This window comes from Hymenobacter armeniacus (genome assembly GCF_014699055.1).
Taxonomy (GTDB): Bacteria; Bacteroidota; Bacteroidia; order Cytophagales; family Hymenobacteraceae; genus Hymenobacter; species Hymenobacter armeniacus.
The window spans coordinates 410,060-426,350 of sequence record NZ_JACXAC010000002.1 but is presented as its reverse complement, the minus strand read 5'-3'; the positions used below and the strand labels follow the sequence as shown (position 1 = coordinate 426,350).

13 protein-coding genes are annotated in these 16,291 nt (G+C 64.8%); 5 read left to right on the top strand and 8 right to left on the bottom strand.

The window, feature by feature from the left end; all coding sequences use genetic code 11:
- The first annotated feature begins 56 nt into the window (after positions 1 to 56).
- Complete coding sequence (locus IC234_RS06270) at positions 57 to 1,382, top strand: sialidase family protein (RefSeq protein ID WP_190922998.1); 1,326 nt, start codon at positions 57 to 59, stop codon at positions 1,380 to 1,382.
- A gap of 35 nt (positions 1,383 to 1,417) precedes the next feature.
- On the opposite strand, the gene IC234_RS06265 is transcribed toward IC234_RS06270, so the two are convergent.
- Together IC234_RS06265 and IC234_RS06260 are read right to left on the bottom strand one after the other, a co-directional pair.
- Positions 1,418 to 3,457 carry a helix-hairpin-helix domain-containing protein gene (locus tag IC234_RS06265; RefSeq protein WP_223827516.1) on the bottom strand — a complete coding sequence of 680 codons (2,040 nt, stop codon included), beginning with the start codon at positions 3,455 to 3,457 and terminating at the stop codon, positions 1,418 to 1,420.
- Between the two features lie 233 nt (positions 3,458 to 3,690).
- The gene (locus IC234_RS06260) at positions 3,691 to 4,614 is read right to left on the bottom strand and encodes a hypothetical protein (protein ID WP_190922996.1); all 924 of its coding nucleotides are present in this window, start codon (positions 4,612 to 4,614) and stop codon (positions 3,691 to 3,693) included.
- Positions 4,615 to 4,721: 107 nt separating this feature from the next.
- Here IC234_RS06260 and IC234_RS06255 point away from each other — a divergent pair, with 107 nt between their 5' ends.
- The 4 genes from IC234_RS06255 to IC234_RS06240 all read left to right on the top strand — a co-directional run bounded on the left by IC234_RS06255 (position 4,722) and on the right by IC234_RS06240 (position 10,304).
- Complete coding sequence (locus IC234_RS06255) at positions 4,722 to 5,456, top strand: M48 family metallopeptidase (protein WP_190922995.1); 735 nt, start codon at positions 4,722 to 4,724, stop codon at positions 5,454 to 5,456.
- 94 nt (positions 5,457 to 5,550) lie between these two features.
- Positions 5,551 to 5,772 carry a membrane protein insertion efficiency factor YidD gene (yidD, locus tag IC234_RS06250; protein WP_190922994.1) on the top strand — a complete coding sequence of 74 codons (222 nt, stop codon included), beginning with the start codon at positions 5,551 to 5,553 and terminating at the stop codon, positions 5,770 to 5,772.
- Between the two features lie 46 nt (positions 5,773 to 5,818).
- Positions 5,819 to 6,718, top strand: coding sequence for a hypothetical protein (locus IC234_RS06245; RefSeq protein ID WP_190922993.1), 900 nt, complete (start codon positions 5,819 to 5,821; stop codon positions 6,716 to 6,718).
- A gap of 202 nt (positions 6,719 to 6,920) precedes the next feature.
- Positions 6,921 to 10,304, top strand: coding sequence for a PAS domain-containing protein (locus tag IC234_RS06240; protein ID WP_190922992.1), 3,384 nt, complete (start codon positions 6,921 to 6,923; stop codon positions 10,302 to 10,304).
- Between the two features lie 6 nt (positions 10,305 to 10,310).
- Here the strand turns inward: IC234_RS06240 and IC234_RS06235 are convergent, their stop codons facing one another.
- From IC234_RS06235 to rnc, 6 genes are all read right to left on the bottom strand, one after another.
- Complete coding sequence (locus tag IC234_RS06235; protein WP_190922991.1) at positions 10,311 to 11,054, bottom strand: LytR/AlgR family response regulator transcription factor; 744 nt, start codon at positions 11,052 to 11,054, stop codon at positions 10,311 to 10,313.
- 187 nt (positions 11,055 to 11,241) lie between these two features.
- Complete coding sequence (gene lgt / locus IC234_RS06230; RefSeq protein WP_190922990.1) at positions 11,242 to 12,240, bottom strand: prolipoprotein diacylglyceryl transferase; 999 nt, start codon at positions 12,238 to 12,240, stop codon at positions 11,242 to 11,244.
- 113 nt (positions 12,241 to 12,353) lie between these two features.
- Positions 12,354 to 12,632, bottom strand: a complete 279-nt coding sequence (locus tag IC234_RS06225; protein WP_190922989.1) for a hypothetical protein — start codon at positions 12,630 to 12,632, stop codon at positions 12,354 to 12,356.
- Positions 12,625 to 13,266 carry an RNA polymerase sigma factor gene (locus IC234_RS06220; protein ID WP_190922988.1) on the bottom strand — a complete coding sequence of 214 codons (642 nt, stop codon included), beginning with the start codon at positions 13,264 to 13,266 and terminating at the stop codon, positions 12,625 to 12,627. Before IC234_RS06220 ends, IC234_RS06225 begins: the two co-directional genes overlap by 8 nt.
- 156 nt (positions 13,267 to 13,422) lie before the next feature.
- A complete protein-coding gene (nadE, locus tag IC234_RS06215; protein ID WP_190922987.1) occupies positions 13,423 to 15,336 on the bottom strand; it encodes an NAD(+) synthase in 1,914 nt (637 codons plus the stop codon).
- 100 nt (positions 15,337 to 15,436) lie between these two features.
- The gene (rnc, locus tag IC234_RS06210) at positions 15,437 to 16,159 is read right to left on the bottom strand and encodes a ribonuclease III (protein WP_190922986.1); all 723 of its coding nucleotides are present in this window, start codon (positions 16,157 to 16,159) and stop codon (positions 15,437 to 15,439) included.
- Positions 16,160 to 16,291: the final 132 nt, after the last annotated feature.

Here is a 16,291-nt window from a genome sequence, read left to right as displayed (position 1 = left end):
ACAACTTCTATTTTCTAGCCGTTTGCTGGCCTCGCCACTGTACTTCTTCCAATTCGATGTTTTATTCCCGCATTGTTGCGTCCTCCTGTAAGTGGGCGGTAGCCATTGGGCTCCTGGCCGCCGCTGGCTGCGGCAAAGACAAACCCGAGCCGCCGCCCACTCAACCGGCCAATAAAACCATCACGATAAGCGTGGTGCGTGGCAACAACCAGCGCGACACCGTGGGACACATCTTGCGCGATACCGTTGTTGTAAAAGTGCTACGGGGCAGCCAACCCGCGGCGGGGTACGAGGTACGATTCGACAAGCCGACGTGCAATATCGAGCCAAGCGTATTGTCGCAGGTAAATACCAATGCCAAGGGCTTGGCCTACTACCGTTGGCGGCTGAGCGGCGACGCCGGCCCGCAGACCCTAACGGCGCGCGCCATCGACTCGGTGGGGGTTGCCCAGGCTACGATAGCGGCGACAGTCACGGCCGTACAACCCCTCTCGGGCTGGCATCCGGCAGCGTGCTTGCCGCAGGGCATTAATGCGTTGTGCCAGCTTCCCAACGGCCGGGTACTGGCGGGGCTGAGCTACAACGAGTACCTCTATTACTCCGATGATGAGGGCCGGACTTGGCAACGGCAAGCTACCTTTCCAGGACCGGGTACTATTTCCGTCATTAAGGCCACTCCGCAGGGCGAAATATTCGTGGCCACCGGCGCGACCAACGCCCAAGGCGGCCTCTACTACTCTGCCGATAATGGGCAGACCTGGCAAAACCGCACCGCCGGCATCAGCGACCCGCGCATGTTCCAGGACATTTCGTACACCGCTAGCGGTAAACTCTTTGTAAGCACGTACTTCGGCGGGCTGTCGGTATCCACCGACAAAGGGATAACCTGGCGAATAGCCAACGGCGGCCTTTCTACTTCCGACCGGTTTCGCGACGTAACCGAACTGGCCAACGGCGACTTGCTGGTGGTGAATACCGGCAGCTACCTCTACAAGTCAACCAATGGCGGGCTCAACTGGAACCGCACCAGCAACAACCCGCTGTACAGCGTCTATAACCTGCTGGCCGATGCCAATGGCGACCTGTACGCAAGCGTAGACCAATGCACAGGCGACCTATATAAATCGACGAACGGTGGCGCCAGTTGGCAAAAAATATACACCGCGCCTCCCGTGCCTTCCTCTTGCCTGAAGATAACCAACCTCAGCAAAATCGGCAACGCGCTCTACTTTCTGGTGGTGGGCATCGGCATTGTTAAGACGATTGACTTTGCCACCTACACGTACTTTCGGCGGCGGCCCCGCGGGTTTGTCTTCATTCCTACGCGCAACCACACCCTGCTGTTGGAAGATACCGGCGAGTTGCTCTACCACCTTAACTGAGGTGTTCCCAACGCGCCGGCGCCCTCAGCTGTTGCTTAAAACTTCACCCGCAGCTGCGCCTTCACCTCATTCCTGAGCTGGCCCTGAATGGTTTCCAGCCCGCTGCCGATGGTGTCTTGGTGGCGGTAGCGGGTTTCGGCGTAGCGCAGCCAGAGCGTGAGGGAGCGGTTGAGGCGGATTTCGGCGATGCCGTAGATGCGGGTGCCCTGGCCGTAGAGGGGCGGAATGGACACGGCCAGCAGCACGTCCTGCTCATACACGTACTGGCGGGTGTCGTAGTCGTCGGCGTCGAAAAGCGAGTAGCGGGCCGTGAGCTTGAGGCTGCGGTTGAGCTGGTAGCTCACGTCCTGGGCCAGGGCGTAGCCGCTGCGCCAGGCCAGGTTGGTGTCGTCGCGCAGGCGGGAGGTTTGCAGGCGGGTGCGCAGGCTGAGCGCGGTGCTGATGTCGGTGTTGTAGTACACCAGCAGGCTTTGGCGGAGCTGCTCGCCGGGCAGGGGCAACACGCGGTTGGCGGCCAGCGCGGTGAGGTCGGCGGTGGCCAGGTCGCGGGGCTTGAGGCGCTGGCGGGCCTGCACGTAGAGCAGGCTGGTTTTGGTGGGCGAATAGGCCACGCGAATGAGGGCGTCGTGGCCGTCGGTGGGGGCGCTGGCCCGGTAGCGCAGCCACGGAAAGCGGTACTGGTCGTAGTAGGCCGAGATTTCCCACTGCGCAATGGGCCGCACTTTCAGGCCAATGTACACGCCGGTTTCGTTGATGTTGCGGGTGTTTTCGCTGAAAGCGTTGCCGTAGAGGGTATGGAAGTTCGGGTCGTAGTGCCGCACCAGCAGGGCCGCGTCCACGGTGGGGCCCAGGCTGGCCAGCAGGCCGTTCACGGTGCCCAGGCCGCCGCCGGTGCTGCGCGCCGTTTCGCCAAACAGCAGGAAATTGCGGTACACGTAGCTGTAGTTGATGCTCAGGGCCAGGTTTTCTTTGCCGCTGAACTCGAAGCGGTTGTACACTTCCGGCCGCTTGAGGATGGCCGTGCCGTAGTGCGTGAACACGCCCGTGGCCCCGATGGCCAGGTTGCCGTTGCGGCTGGTGTAGCCCACGTTGCCGCCCCCAATGCTTTCCTCCAGCTGGTGGCGGTTGGCCAGCTCCGACGCCGTGCGGTGGAAGCCCGTGTAGAGCAGCCCCGACGTAAACTCGTCGAACTGCGCCAGCGAGTCGACGCTCTGCTGCAGGTTGGCGTCCACGTTTTTGCGCGACACAAAGGCCGTGGCCTGCACCGTGGGCGCCACCTGCACCGTGGCCGCCCCGCCCCGAAAAAACGTGTTTTCGAGCAGCGACGAATACGCCCGCACGCCCACCGACGAGCGCCGCAGCGTGGTAATCGTCTCGGCGCCCTTGCCCACGCCCAGGCCCGACGACAGCAGCAGGCCCTGCCCAAACTGCAGCTGGTAGTCGCCCAGCGCCAGGGTTTTCAGCCGGCCCTGCTCCTGAATCACGAAATGCGCCGACACGTAATCGGCTCCATACTGCCCGTTGTATGGGCTCCACACCAGCCGCTCGCCGGCGTCCTTTTCCATCGAAAAGCCCAGGCTGAAGTCTTTGGTGTGGCTCACGCGGTAGCGAATGAGCATTTTATCGGGCGAGCCAAGGTAGCGCGTCGTCTCCTTGCCCTGGTATAGGGTGGGCGGCGTGTAGCCCTGCCGCTCGGGCAGCACCCGCTCGTAGCGCAGATACAGGGCGTTGTTGTCTTCCCTGATAATGCGCTGCCACAGCGTGCCGCGGCTGGCGTTGGCGTTGCTGCTGAGCACGCTCACGAAGGGCAAAATGCGGCCGATGGTGCGCAGGTCGTAGCCCTCAATGCTTTGTAGCTCATACACGCTCAGCAGGTCGCCGTTCACTTCGCGGTGGCGCAGCAGCGTGGTTATTTGGTTTTCGTTGAGCAGCAGCAGGCCCCGCAGCTCTTCGCGAGTGGCCGTGTTGAGGTTGATGGGCGTTTGGTAGTACTGCAGCAGCGTTTCGTACAGGTCTTCGTACGGCACCTCGTCCGACTGAATTTCGGCAAACAGCTCCTGCGTCAGGCGGTCCAAATCCGGCGGCCGGCGCACGTAGTCCTGCGCTTGCAGCGGATTAGTAATTAGTAGTTGAGCATTAATAATTAAAAACAGCGCCACTGCTGCCCCACGCTTTAGGGCAGTAGTGGCATTCGTACACCGTTCAATGCCAAGACGTAACAGTTGCGCAAAACGAAGGCAACGCAATAGAGTAGTCGTTTTTCTCATCCTCAATTTTTAATTACTAATTCCTCATTACTAATTAAAAATCACCGCCCCCACGACTTGCTCACGCTCAGGTGCTGGCTGAAGCCCAGGGCTTGCTGGAACGCCGCCGCGTAGTCAATCTGAAACGCCCCGGCCGCCACGCCAATGCCGGCGCTGGCCTGCTCGGTGAGCGTGGCCAGGCCCAGCCGGGCGGCCAGCACCGGCACGGGCCGGTACTCCAGGCCCGCCTTGAAATTGGCGGCGCGCTCCACGTCTTTTTCGGTTTCCACCAGCAGCACTACCTGGGAACTGGGGCGGTAAGCCAGACCGGCCTTGAGCACGGTGGGCACCCGCTCATCCTGGTAGCTGGCCAGCTTGGTTTGGCTGAGGTTGTAGAGCGAGGCGCCGAAGGTGAGGCGGTTGGGCAGGACCTCAATCTGCCCGCCCAGGGTGCCCAGCACCACGCGTCGGCTGCCCAGGCCTTCGATGCTCACTTGCAGCATGTCGACCCGTGCGCCCAGGCTGATTTGGCCGAAACGGTAGCCGTAGCCGGCCCCCACGCGGGTTTCATTATACAGCGTGCCGCCAAAGCGCTGGGCCTCGAAGCCCACCACGCCGTGCCGGGCCCAGGTGCGCGCCGCGGGCACCACGGCCTGGGGCGCGGCCGAGCCGTCGGTGGGCGCCGTGGCGCCGGATTCGTGGCCCAGCGGCAGCGCCACGGCCAGCGCACCCACGTTGAGGGCCGCGCTGAAATAGCGGTTTTCGGCGTAGAAGCCCACCGTGGGCCGCTGCATCTCGCCGAGGCCGGCCACGTTGTTGCCCATGCTCCACACCTCGCCGCTCAGGGCCACCGAGGCGTTGCTGAGGCCGGCGGCGCGGGCGCCGCGCACGCCCGGCCCGTTGCCCTGCGCCGCGGCCGCGTGCCCGGCAAAGCAGAGCCCAAAGAATCCAATAATTGAAAGATACCGGGGTAAACAGTGTTGCATGACGGGAAGGTAGCACGGCGCGGCCGATTGGGCGGGCTTGGTTTCGAAATTATTTTCGCGGCCAAATCGGTTATGCAACCCGGCGCCCCTGCCGAACTTGCCACCGTATGCCCCGCTCCTTCTCCGCCGCGCCCCGCCGCGAAACGCTGCTTTACCGCAATCACTCCCTGCACTACACCCTGGTTTTTCGCTCCCGGCGCACCATCGGCTTCGCCGTGCGGCCCGATGGCAGCGTGCACATCAGCGCCCCCGCCGGCACCTCGCCCGAGTGGGTGGCCCAGCAGGTGCTCCGCAAAGCCGACTGGATTCTCAAACACCAGGAGACCTTTGCCGCCCGCCCGGCGCCCGCGCCCGGCCGCCGGTACGAAGCGGGCAGCCAGCATCACTACCAGGGCCAGCCCTACACTCTGCGCTTTGCCGAGGCCGCCCGCCCCCGCGTGGCCGTCGAAGCCGACGAATTGATACTCAGCGCGCCCGCCCCGCTCACCCCAGCCCAGGCCGAAGCCCTGCTGCACGCCTGGTACGCCCGCCAGGCCGGGCCGCTCTTTGCCGAGTCGCTGGCCCGGGTATGGCCCCGCTTCGCCGAGTTCAACCTCACCCGCCCCACGCTGTGGGTGCGCCAAATGCGCACGCGCTGGGGCAGCTGCACGCCGCGCACGGCCCGCATTCGCCTCAGCCCCGAGCTGGTGCGCGCCCGCCCCGAATGCCTCGACTACGTGCTGCTGCACGAGTGCTGCCACCTGCTGGTGGGCGACCATTCCCCGGCCTTCTACGACCTGCAAACCCGCCTGCTGCCCGATTGGAAGCGGTGGAAAGCAGAACTAAATGCGTTACCCAAGTAGCCGAGAGCAGTCAGTAGTGAGAAGTGAGTAGCAAGACTCCGCTCTCTTTTCGTTGCTCATTGCTCACTTCTCTTTACTCACAACTCACTGCTACATGTCCCGCCTTTTCCGTGCGCTTTTCCTGGGCGTGGTGTGGTTTTACCGCCACTTCATTTCGCCGCTCACGCCGGCCAGCTGCCGCTACACGCCCACCTGCTCGGCGTATGCGGCCGAGGCCATTGGCAAGTACGGGCCGTGGCGGGGCGGGCGCCTGGCGCTGCGGCGCATTGCCAGCTGCCACCCTTGGGGCGGCCACGGCTACGACCCCGTACCCTAGCCGGGGCCCTGCGTATAGGAGGAGTTCACCGTTTGACTGTTGTTCGATGCGTTTCATTCCCCTCCTGCCGGCCGCGCTGGCTGTTTTGCTCACCACCTCTTGCTCGCAGGCCCAATCCGAAAAGTCCGGTAAAACCAAAACCGAAAACGGCACGCCCAAAGGCGGCGACCGCCGCAAAGACAAAAACGCCGCCGCCGAAGTCCCCGGCCTGCGCAAAGTGGGCTCGCTGAAAGGCGTGGTGCCCGAAAGCTCGGGCCTGGCCCCGGCCCCCACCGCTGGCAACTACTTCAGCTTCGGCGACGACGGCAACCGCCCCATTCTCTACGAAATATCCGGCACCGGCCAAGGAGTGCGCACCCTCGACGTGCCCGCCGACAACATCGACTGGGAAAGCCTCAGCCGCGACGGCCAGGGCAACTACTACATCGGCGACTGCGGCAACAACGAAAGCTCGCGCCGCGACCTGCGCATCCTCAAGTTTCGGCCCGACGCGCCCGCCAAGGTGGGCACCATCGCCTTCAGCTACCCCGACCAGGACGAGTTTCCGCCCAAGAAAAAGCAACGCAACTTCGACTGCGAAGCCAGCCTCTGGCACAACGGCCAGGTGTGGCTTTTCACCAAAGACCGGGGCCGGTCCAGCACCAGCACCGTGTACTCGGTGCCCGACCAGCCCGGCGAGTACACGGCGAAAAAAGTGGCGTCGCTGGCCATTCCCGGCGAAGTAACCGACGCCGCCCTGCGCCCCGACGGCCGCCGCTTGGTGCTGCTGGGCCGCGGCGAGCTCTTCATCCTCGACGGCAGCTCCTGGGCCGACATCCTCAAGGCCACGCCCCGCCAAGTGGCCCTCACCGGCGCCGGCCAAACCGAAGGCGCTGTGTTTAAAGACAGTAACACCTTGCTCATCAGCACCGAGCAGGGCGGGCTGTTTGAATACACGCTGCCCTAAGCCGTGGCCGGCGGCACAGCCGAAGATTGTGAAGATGCCGCCGGGCGCGAGCGTTGCGGCGTTTCCGGGGCCCGGGTTCCGCCCAGCAAAGTCCGGGCTTCGGCCAGCGAAAGCTTCCCTTGGCCCTGAATGATGCTTTTTTCCGAACTGCCTGTTCCAATATTGGCGTTTAGCTGGCCCGGTTACCTAATTCGCTTTTTTCTTGACGCCCCTCCCCCTCTCTTCTCCCGACGCCTCGGCCCATCAACTGGCCGTGTTGCTTGAATTGCTGCCGGAGGGCGTGGCCCTGGTTGGGGCCGATGGTCGAATTGAAGCCCTCAACCGCCGCTTTTTTGCCCTCTGCGGCCTGCCCGATGCCCCGGCCGACTGGCTGGGCCGGCCCGCCGCCGACCTACGGGCCCGCGTGCTTATCCAAGTGCTATCGCCGGCCGAAGCGGCTGCCCGCGGGCCTCTCCTACCGGTGGCAGGCAACGACCCAAGCGGCGAGGTGCTCCCCCTGCGCACCGGCCGCATCCTGGCCTACGAAACGGTGCCGGCGCCAGCGGGCGTGGGCCACCCCGGCCAGGCACTGCTGTGCCTGCGCGACGTGACCCAGCAGCACCAACTGGCCGTCGACATGGAGTCGCTGGCCCGCATTCCGCACCAAAACCCCAACCCCATGCTGCGCCTGGCTGCCTCCGGCCGCGGCATCTATGCCAACGCCCGTGCCCTGAGCCTGGCCCGCAGCCTGGCACGCCCCGAGCGCGCCCAGCTGCAGCGCCGGCTGCGCGCGTTGGCGGCGCAGGCGCTGGCCGCAGCCGTTCCCACCGTGCAGCACGCCGACCTGGCCGTGGGCCAGCAGTTTTTCACGGTGAACGTGGTGCCCTTCGCCGCCGAGGGCTACGTGAACCTCTACTTCACCGAAACCACGGCCCGCGTGCACGCCAAAGCCCAGCTGCGCGAGCAGCAGGAGTTTTACGAAAGCATCCTCAACGAGCTGCCGGCCGAGATTTTTGTGGTCGACTCCGGCTACCGCTACCGCTACGTGAACCCGGCCGCCGTGCCCGACGCCGAAACCCGCGCCTGGATGCTGGGCCGCACCAACGCCGAATACATTGCCCGCCGCGGCCAGCCCACCACCGTGGCCGAGCAGCGCCAGGCCCGGCTGCAGGCCGTGCTCGACGCCCGCCAGCGCCACGAGTGGGTCGAAACCCTGGGCGGCAGCCACGTGCTGCGTCGCCTGCAGCCCGTACCCGAAGCCGGCGACGCCGTGCGCCTGGTCATCGGCTACGGCCTCGACGTGACCGAGCAGGAAACCACCCGCCGGCAGCTGCGCGAGCAGCAGGAATTCATTCAGGGCATTCTGGATGCCAGCCCCAGCGTGATTTACGTGCGCGACGCCCAGCAGCGCATTCTGTTTGAAAACGCGGCCATGCAGGACGTGCGCGCGGGGTCGCGCCACCTCTCGGGCGAAGCCCTCGACCCCAACGGCCTCGAAGCCCGCGAGATGGCCCGGCTGGCCGCCAACGACCGCGCCGTGCTGGAAAGCGGCCGTGAGCTGATGGTGGAAGAATCACTGACCCAGGCCGACGGCACGGTGCGCGTGTTTCAAACCATCAAGCGGCCCTTGGTGCGGCCCGATGGCACGGTGCACGTGCTGGGCGTGAGCACCGACATCACGGCCCTGAAGCAAACCCAGCGCACGTTGGAGCGCAGCGAAAAGCAGTATCGCGACCTGATGACCTACGCCCAGGCGCTGATTTGCACCCACACCCTCGACGGCACGGTGCTCACGGCCAACCCGGCGCTCGGCGAACTGCTGAACTGTTCCGTCGACGAGCTCATCGGCAGCAACGTGGCCGACGTGATGCCCCCCGAAGACCACGCCCCCTACGCCGACTACCTGCACCGCATTGCCCACGAGCACCAGGCCTCGGGGGTGCAGCGGGTGCGCCCACGCGGCGGCCATGGCGAGCTGCGCTACCTGCTCTACCGCAATTTCTTGGTGAGCGAGCCGGGCCAGGCGCCCTACGTCATCGCCCACTCGCACGACATCACCGAGCGCATTCGGGCCGAGCAGGAAATGAAGCGCGCCAAAGAGGCGGCCGAATCGGCCTCGCGGGCCAAGGAAAACTTCCTGGCCAACATGAGCCACGAAATTCGCACGCCCCTGAACGGCGTGCTGGGCATGGCCCGGCAGCTGGGCAAAACCCGCCTCGACCCGCACCAGCAGGAATTGCTGCGCGTCATCAACACCTCGGGTCAGCATCTGCTCGGCGTCATCAACGACGTGCTGGACATGGCCAAGATATCGGCCGGCAAGCTCGATTTTGAGCAGGTGGCCTTCAACCTGGGCGAGTCCGTGGCCCAGGCCCTGCACTCTTGCCGGCTGCAGGCCCAGGAAAAAGGGCTGGCCTTTCGCAGCGCGTTTGGGCCGGGCGAGTTTCCGCCGGCCTGGGTGGTGGGCGACCCCTACCGCATCAACCAAATCCTGCTCAATCTGGTCAGCAACGCCATCAAGTTCACCAAGCAGGGCAACGTGACGGTGGTCGGGCAGCAGTTGGCCGAAACCGCGACGCACCTCACCGTGGAGTTCCGCGTCATCGACACGGGCATCGGCATTCCGGCCGACCGCCAGGCCCAGATGTTCGACGGCTTCACCCAGGCTTATGCAGACACCACGCGTCACTTTGGCGGCACGGGCCTGGGCCTGAGCATCAGCCGGGCGCTGGTGGAACAGCTGGGCGGCCAGCTCACGGTGCAGAGCGAAGTGAACCAGGGCAGCACCTTTGCCTTCGTGCTCACGCTGCCCACCGCCCCCGCCCCGGCCGCCGAAGACGGCCCGGCGCGCGCCTTCCGCAACACGGGCGCGCTGGTGGGCCTGCGGGCGCTGCTGGTGGAAGACAACGAAATCAACCGCGAGGTGGCCCGCTTCATGCTCGAAGAATGGGGCGTGGTGCTGGAAGAAGCCGTGGATGGCGAGGAGGGCTTGCGCCTGCTCACGCAGCACGACTACGACGTGGTGCTGATGGACATTCAGATGCCCGGCCTCAGCGGCGTGGAAGTGACCCAGGCCGTGCGCCTGCTGCCCGACCCCGTGCGGGCGCAGGTGCCCATTCTGGCCCTCACGGCCAACGCTTTCCGCGAAGACAACGAACGCTACCGCGCCGCCGGCATGAACGACTGCCTGGCCAAGCCCTTCGAAGAGGCCGACCTCTATACCAAGCTCGAAGCCCTGCGCGGCACCACCCGCAGCACCGCCCCCTACAACCTGACCAAGCTGCGCACCATGGCCCACGGCCGCGACGCGTTTGTGACCAAAATCATTCGCTCGTTTCTGGCCAACACCCCGGCCAGCCTGGCCCAGTTGCAGACCGCTGCCGCCGAGGGCCACTGGGAGCGGGTGGCCGAAATCACCCACCACATCAAGCCCAGCCTGGAAATGATAGGCGTGACCGGCATCACCGACCTGGTGGCGGTGCTCGAAAAAGCGCCGCGGCCCATGCAGTCGGCCACAGAGCGGCCCGCCCTGACCACGCAGCTGGTGGCGCTGGTGGAGCGGGCCCTGGCCGCCGTGCCCACCGAGCTGCCCGAGCAGGCCGCTTAGCGAAGCCTAGAAGTCGCGAAGCTGGCGCTGAAAACCCTCCTGGTAGGACTTGCCCACTGGCACCTCGTGGCGGGCGAACTGCACCATGTGGTCTTCCACCGCCTCAATGCGGCGCATGTTAACGATGTAGGACCGGTGCACCCGGGCAAACTGCTGCACGGGCAGGCGCTCCTCGAGGCGGCGCAGGGTGCTGTAGACGATGAGCTTCTGCTTGTCGAGTACCAGCACGCAGTAGTCCGACAGGGCCTCCACGTAGAGGATGTCGCTCAGATTGATGCGCATCAGCTTCTTGTTCACCTTCACGAACAGGTGCTGGACCGGCGCGCCCGGGACCGTTTCGACGGGCAAGCGGTGGTCGGCCGCGGCGGGTGGGGCCTCGCGGCGCTGCACCACGCGCTGCACCGCCTGCAGAAAGCGCGGCAGCTCCACGGGCTTCACCAGGTAGTCGGACACGCTCAAGTCGAAGGCGTCGACGGCATAGTCGCGGTGCGAGGTCACGAGGATGATGTCGGGCGGCGGCACGGGGAGGATGCGCACCAGTTCAAGGCCCGAGAGCTCGGGCATCTCAATGTCGAGAAACAGCACATCGGCCCGGCCGCCCCCGGTGAAAAACGCGAGGCAGTCGACGGCGTTGGCAAACGAAGCGGTGAGGCGTAAGTGGGGCGACAGCTCGATGAGGTGTTCCAGGTTGAAACGGTTCATCTCGTTGTCGTCGACAACCAGGCAGGTCAGGGGAGCAGCAGGATTCATGCAGGCAAGGAAAGGTCCTGGCCCACGCGGCCCCGCTGCGGGGCGAACGGCGGTGAACCCGGATTGCAGGCAAGCTATGCCCGCACCGCGGCCGTGCCTCCTGCTTTTCGTTTAACCCGACAGGTCAAGCGTTTAACTGGCCTGGTGCCCTGACGAACGAAAAGCGTTTCTGCGCTGCTTGCCCGGCCTAGCGGGCAGTGGGCGGCAGCGCGGCGGCCTCCTTCGCCTCCAAATCGCGCGGGGCGTAGCCGTACGGGTTCTTGGGGTCTTTGCCGGCGCGCCACAGCACCCAGATGCCAATGAGGATGAGCGGAATGCTCAGCAGCTGGCCCTGGTTGAGCAGGCGGCCGTTTTCAAAATCGACCTGGTTTTCCTTCAGGAATTCGCCCAAAAACCGTTGCGTGAACAGCAGCACCACAAACAGCCCAAACAGCTGCCCGCGCGGCGTGCGTTCCTTGGTGCGGTTCCACATGGAGTAGAGCAAGGCCAGCAGGAAAATGCAGAACAGGGCCTCGTAAATCTGGGTGGGGTGGCGCGGCACGGCCATGGGCGAGTCGGGCGCCACGGCCGTGCCCTCGGGCAGCAGGCGGTAGCTGGTGGTGCCGTCCTGGAAGCGCACCGGCTCGGCGGCTACCTGCACGGCGCCGGCGGGCAGCGGCCGCGTCACGGGGAGCAGGTGTTCGGCATCGCGCGGAAACACGAAGCCCCAGGGCGCCGTGGTGGGCTTGCCCACAATTTCGGAGTTCATCAAATTGCCGGTGCGGATGCAGGCACCGCCCAGCGCTACCACAATCACAATGCGGTCGAGCACCCACAGGTAGTCGAACTTGTTGTTGCGGGCAAACAGCCAGCAGGCCAGCAAGATGCCAAGGGTGGCGCCGTGGCTGGCCAGCCCGCCCTGCCAGATTTTGAACACCACCATGGGGTCGGCCTTCAGCGCCTCAAAATCATAGAACAGCATGTGCCCCAGCCGTGCGCCCACAATGGTGCCGATGAGCATGTAAATGGTAATCACGTCGACCCACTGCGGCGACACCCGCTCGGAGCGGTAAATGTGCGTGAGCACAAACGTGCCCACCACGAAGGGCAGCATGAAAAACAGCCCGTACCAGCGCAGCGTGACCGGCCCCAGGTGGGCGATGATGGGGTTGACGTTCCAGAAAACAGCGGCGAGGAAAGGCGACATGCGCAACGAAAATGAATAGTGGTTTCAAAGGTAGTCAGGCCCCGGCATGCGGCTGCGCCGATGCGGGGTGTGGCTTGGCGGCCGGGTGGAGGGCGCCCCCGCCCGCGCAGCCATCAGGGTGCGGGGTGGCTGGCGGCGCCAGGCACCGGGCCGGTTGAGCTCAGGGCCTTGTCGTCGCCGCTGAGGGCCAGCACCAGGGCGCCGAGTAGCACGGCGTAGGCTGGCCGGCGCAACCAGCCGAACGGAACCGCGCGGGCGGGCGGGCCGGCCAGCCGGGCCATCACCCGGCCATAGAAGAACGGGCGGGGCCGGGGCCGGGGCTGGTCGCGCAGCTGGCGCATCAAATCTTGCCACTCCTCGTCGGAAAGCGGCCGAAGGGCTGATTTAGACATGGCGAAAAGGCGGTGATAGGTGTTTGCGCAGGGTTTGGCGGGCTCGGAACAGCAACGACTCCACAGCCGGCACGCTCGTGCTGAGCACTGCCGCAATTTCCTCGTAGCTCAGCTCCTGCTCGTGGCGCAGGGTGAAGGCCACTTGCTGCTGCGGCGGCAGGCGGGCCACGTGTTCGAGTAGGAGTCGCAGCTGCTGCTGGTCTTCGAGCAGCGCCAGCGGGTGGGCATGGTCGGGCTTTTCGTGCAGCACGGCATTGTCGAAGCCCAGCAGGCTGGTGAAGTAGGCGAAGCGCTTCTGGGCCCGCGCTTTCCGCAAGCTCTTTAGGGCCCGCGACGTGGCCAGCCGGTAGAGCCAGGTGCTGAGCGACGCCTCGCCCCGAAAGCGCGCCACGGTCTGGTACACTTCCACGAATACTTCCTGGGCCACGTCTTCGGCTTCTTCCGGCGAGCGCAACAGGGCCAGCACCGTGCGGTAAATGCGGTCTTGGTAGCGCTCCACCAGGGTCCGAAAAGCAGTTTCACTGCCTTGCTGCAGCTGCAGCACCAGCGCGGCCTCCGCCTCGGCCGCAAGGCTGAGCGGGCACGGGGCGGCCGGTGGGTCGTCGGTCAGCAGCAAGGGAAGCGAGTACGCCACAGAGGAAAACTAAAACGCCGGTGAAGATGTGCCCGGCAGTGGTCGAGCAGGACTTACATTGCCTTAGGCCCCATCTGCCGGGCAAACTTGCGCGCGTGCCGGCATTTTTCTTTCCGCCGCCAGTGCCGCGGGCACCTTGCGTCAGCCCGCCCGGTGCTACAAGCCCGCCAGCTCCTCGGCAAACCCACCGCTGAGGATGGGGAAGCGCAGCCAGGAGCGCGGGTCCACGTTGTAGTCGTCTAAGTGGAAGCTGGGGGCGTAGCGCTCACGCTTCCACTGGTTGCGGCTCCAGAGGTTGTAGAAGCGGCGCACGTAGGTTTTCAGCTGCTCCTCGTCGAAGCCCGTGCCCTCCCCTTCCAGCATGGCCAGCACCTGCCGGGGGCTGAGGCGGTCGTAGAAGGCCAGCCGCTCGATGCGATTGAGCAGCGTGTAGGGCATGAGGTCGCGCTCGTCGGTTTGCTTGTCCTCCAAGGGGCGCAGCTCGGCGGTGGGCTGCAGGGCATTCACGTGGCGCAGGGCTGTGTAGCCTAGCTCGGTTTCGGCCCAGCGCAGCCATTTTTTCACGAAATCCTTGTCGACGCCCGCAATGGGCGAGATGCTGCCAGCCGTGTCGCCGTCCATGGTGCAATAGCCCACGCTGGCTTCGGAGCGGTTGGATGTGGTGATGAGCAGGCAGTTCTGCACGTTGGCCAGCAACCAAATGGCCGGGGCCCGCACCCGCGCCTGAATGTTTTGCAGGGCCAGGTCGTCGGTTTTCCAGGTCAGCTCCCGGCCCAGCGCCTGCTGGATTTTGCCCACATAGCCGGTCACCTCCTCGTCGATGGTCCAGTTATGAAAACGGGCGCCCAGGCTATCGGCCAGCTCCTTGGCTGAGTTGAACGTATCGTCGGAAGAATTGACGGTGCCCTGGTAAGCACAAGTCAGCAGCTGCTGCACCAGTTGCTGGTTGGTGCCCAAGGCCCTTTCCGGCGCAGGCTGTTCCACCACCTGCGTGGCTTTGCCGCCGGCGCCCTCCTGCTTCACCACCTCATCACCTTTTGGGAAGCAGCCGCTGCGGCGCTTGAACTCGTCAAGGCCCAGCTCCTCCACGCCCAGGCGCACCATTTCGGCCACGCCCACGGCGCAGAAGCAGGAGTCGGCCCCGCCGCTCAGGCTCAGCACGAAGCCGCGGCTGCGGGCCTTGCGCAGGTAGTCGAACAGGGCCAGGCTCATGGCCTGGTTGAGCTCCTTGTACTCGTCGGGCGTGGGCAGCGGCACGATTTCTTCGGCCGGTGCCTGCTCGGCCGCAAAATCCACGTCCACCCACTCCAAATCCACTTCCTTGAAGCTCAGCAGCTGGTTGCGCTTCAGCAAATGGCCGTTGCGCGCCACCAGGATTTCGCCGTCGAAAATGATGCGGCCGGCCTCGTTGCCCAGCAAATTGGCGTAGAGGTAGGTGCAGTTGAACGTGCGCGAGGCCTTCATCACCAGCTGGTAGCGCACGTCGGTTTTGCTCATGGCAAAGTGGCTGGCCGAGGGGTTCACTATCAAATCCACCTTGCCCATGAGGCGGCAGGCGGGCCGCACGTTGTCGGGCCGCCAGGCGTCTTCGCATATCTCGAAGCCGAAGCGTACGCCCTCGTGCTCGAAGGTGAGGTCGCCCAACGGCCAGGTTTCGCCCTCGCAGGTCACGGTGGTCTGCTCACCCGCCGGCCAGGGCACGAAGAAGCGCGTCTCGTAGTGCACCCCGTCGTTGGCCAGAAACTGCTTGGCCGCGAAGCCCAGAATCTGGCCGTCGCGCAGCACCGCGGCCGTGTTGTAGGTGCGGTGCTGCAGGCGCACCGGCAGGCCCACCACCACGCAGATGCCCTGCGTCCACTCCCGCACCTGTTGCAGGTGCGTCAGCGCGGCCTCGGGCATCCAGTCGCTCAGAAACAAGTCTTCGCAGGCGTAGCCGGTTAGGCACAGCTCGGGCAGGCACAGCAGCTGCACGCCGCCTTCTTTGGCCAGCTCAATGGCCGTTCTGATGTTGCGAAGGTTGTTTTCCCAGTCGATGGGAATCTGGTTGAGGGCGGCGCCGGCAATTTTCATAAGACACGTAAAGCGTTTAGCAAGCAACTGCCTTCGCGCAACTCAGGTTACGTGCGAGTTGCAAAACGAACGCAAATATGCCCTTCTGCCCCCGGTTTCTTTAGACGCCCAGCTCCGTCAGCGCGCGCTCGGCCGCCAACTGCTCCGCCTGCTTTTTACTCAGGCCCATGCCGGTGGCAATGATTTCTTCGTCCAGCAGCACGCTGGCCGTAAACTCCATCGCGCCGCCGGGCCGGGCCTCGCCGCTGATGTCGTAGCGCAGGGTTTTGCCCTGGCGCTGGGCCCACTCCACCAGCTTGCTCTTGAAGTTGGCCGTGGTGGTGGTGAGGGTGTGCACGTCCACGAAGCCCTTCACCAGGCGCGTGAGCACAAACTTGCGGGCGGCCTTATAGCCCAAATCCAGGTACACGGCGCCCACCAGCGCCTCCAGCGCGTTGCCGTTCACCGAGCGTGAGCGGGCGGCGCGGCCCTGCGCGGCGTCCAGCTGCACCAGCTTGTCGAGGCCCAGCTTCAGGGCGATGCCGTTCAGGCTTTCGCGGTTCACGATGCGGGAGCGCACTTCCGTCAGGAAGCCTTCCTGCTCGTAAGGGTATTTCTTAAACAGGTATTCGGCTACCACCGTGCCCAGCACGGCGTCGCCGAGGAACTCCAGGCGCTCGTTGGTCTGGTGGCGGCCGATGCTGGGCTGCTGCCGCACCGCCGAGGAGTGCGTGAACGCCAGCCGGTACAGCTTGGCGTTCTTGGGCGTCTGCCCCGTGACGGTTGCCACGGCCTGCCGAAAGGCTTTATCGGAAGCAAAAAAGCGGGAAACGAAGCCGAGCAAAGGGAAAGAAAAATTAAGATTCTGGTAGAGAAATTTGGCCAGAAAAACCGGCCAAAAAAGAACGTCATGCTGAGCGATGCCGACGCATCTCCACCGCAATACTAACTCAATCGAAAGGATTAGTTACGCGGC

What these genes read in the sequence shown, in the direction of transcription:
- IC234_RS06270 (WP_190922998.1), top strand. Translation starts at nt 57, where the DNA reads ATGTTTTATTCCCGCATTGTTGCGTCCTCCTGTAAGTGGGCGGTAGCC.
- IC234_RS06260 (WP_190922996.1), bottom strand. Translation starts at nt 4,614, where the DNA reads ATGCAACACTGTTTACCCCGGTATCTTTCAATTATTGGATTCTTTGGG.
- IC234_RS06255 (WP_190922995.1), top strand. Translation starts at nt 4,722, where the DNA reads ATGCCCCGCTCCTTCTCCGCCGCGCCCCGCCGCGAAACGCTGCTTTAC.
- yidD (WP_190922994.1), top strand. Translation starts at nt 5,551, where the DNA reads ATGTCCCGCCTTTTCCGTGCGCTTTTCCTGGGCGTGGTGTGGTTTTAC.
- IC234_RS06245 (WP_190922993.1), top strand. Translation starts at nt 5,819, where the DNA reads ATGCGTTTCATTCCCCTCCTGCCGGCCGCGCTGGCTGTTTTGCTCACC.
- IC234_RS06235 (WP_190922991.1), bottom strand. Translation starts at nt 11,054, where the DNA reads ATGAATCCTGCTGCTCCCCTGACCTGCCTGGTTGTCGACGACAACGAG.
- lgt (WP_190922990.1), bottom strand. Translation starts at nt 12,240, where the DNA reads ATGTCGCCTTTCCTCGCCGCTGTTTTCTGGAACGTCAACCCCATCATC.
- IC234_RS06225 (WP_190922989.1), bottom strand. Translation starts at nt 12,632, where the DNA reads ATGTCTAAATCAGCCCTTCGGCCGCTTTCCGACGAGGAGTGGCAAGAT.
- nadE (WP_190922987.1), bottom strand. Translation starts at nt 15,336, where the DNA reads ATGAAAATTGCCGGCGCCGCCCTCAACCAGATTCCCATCGACTGGGAA.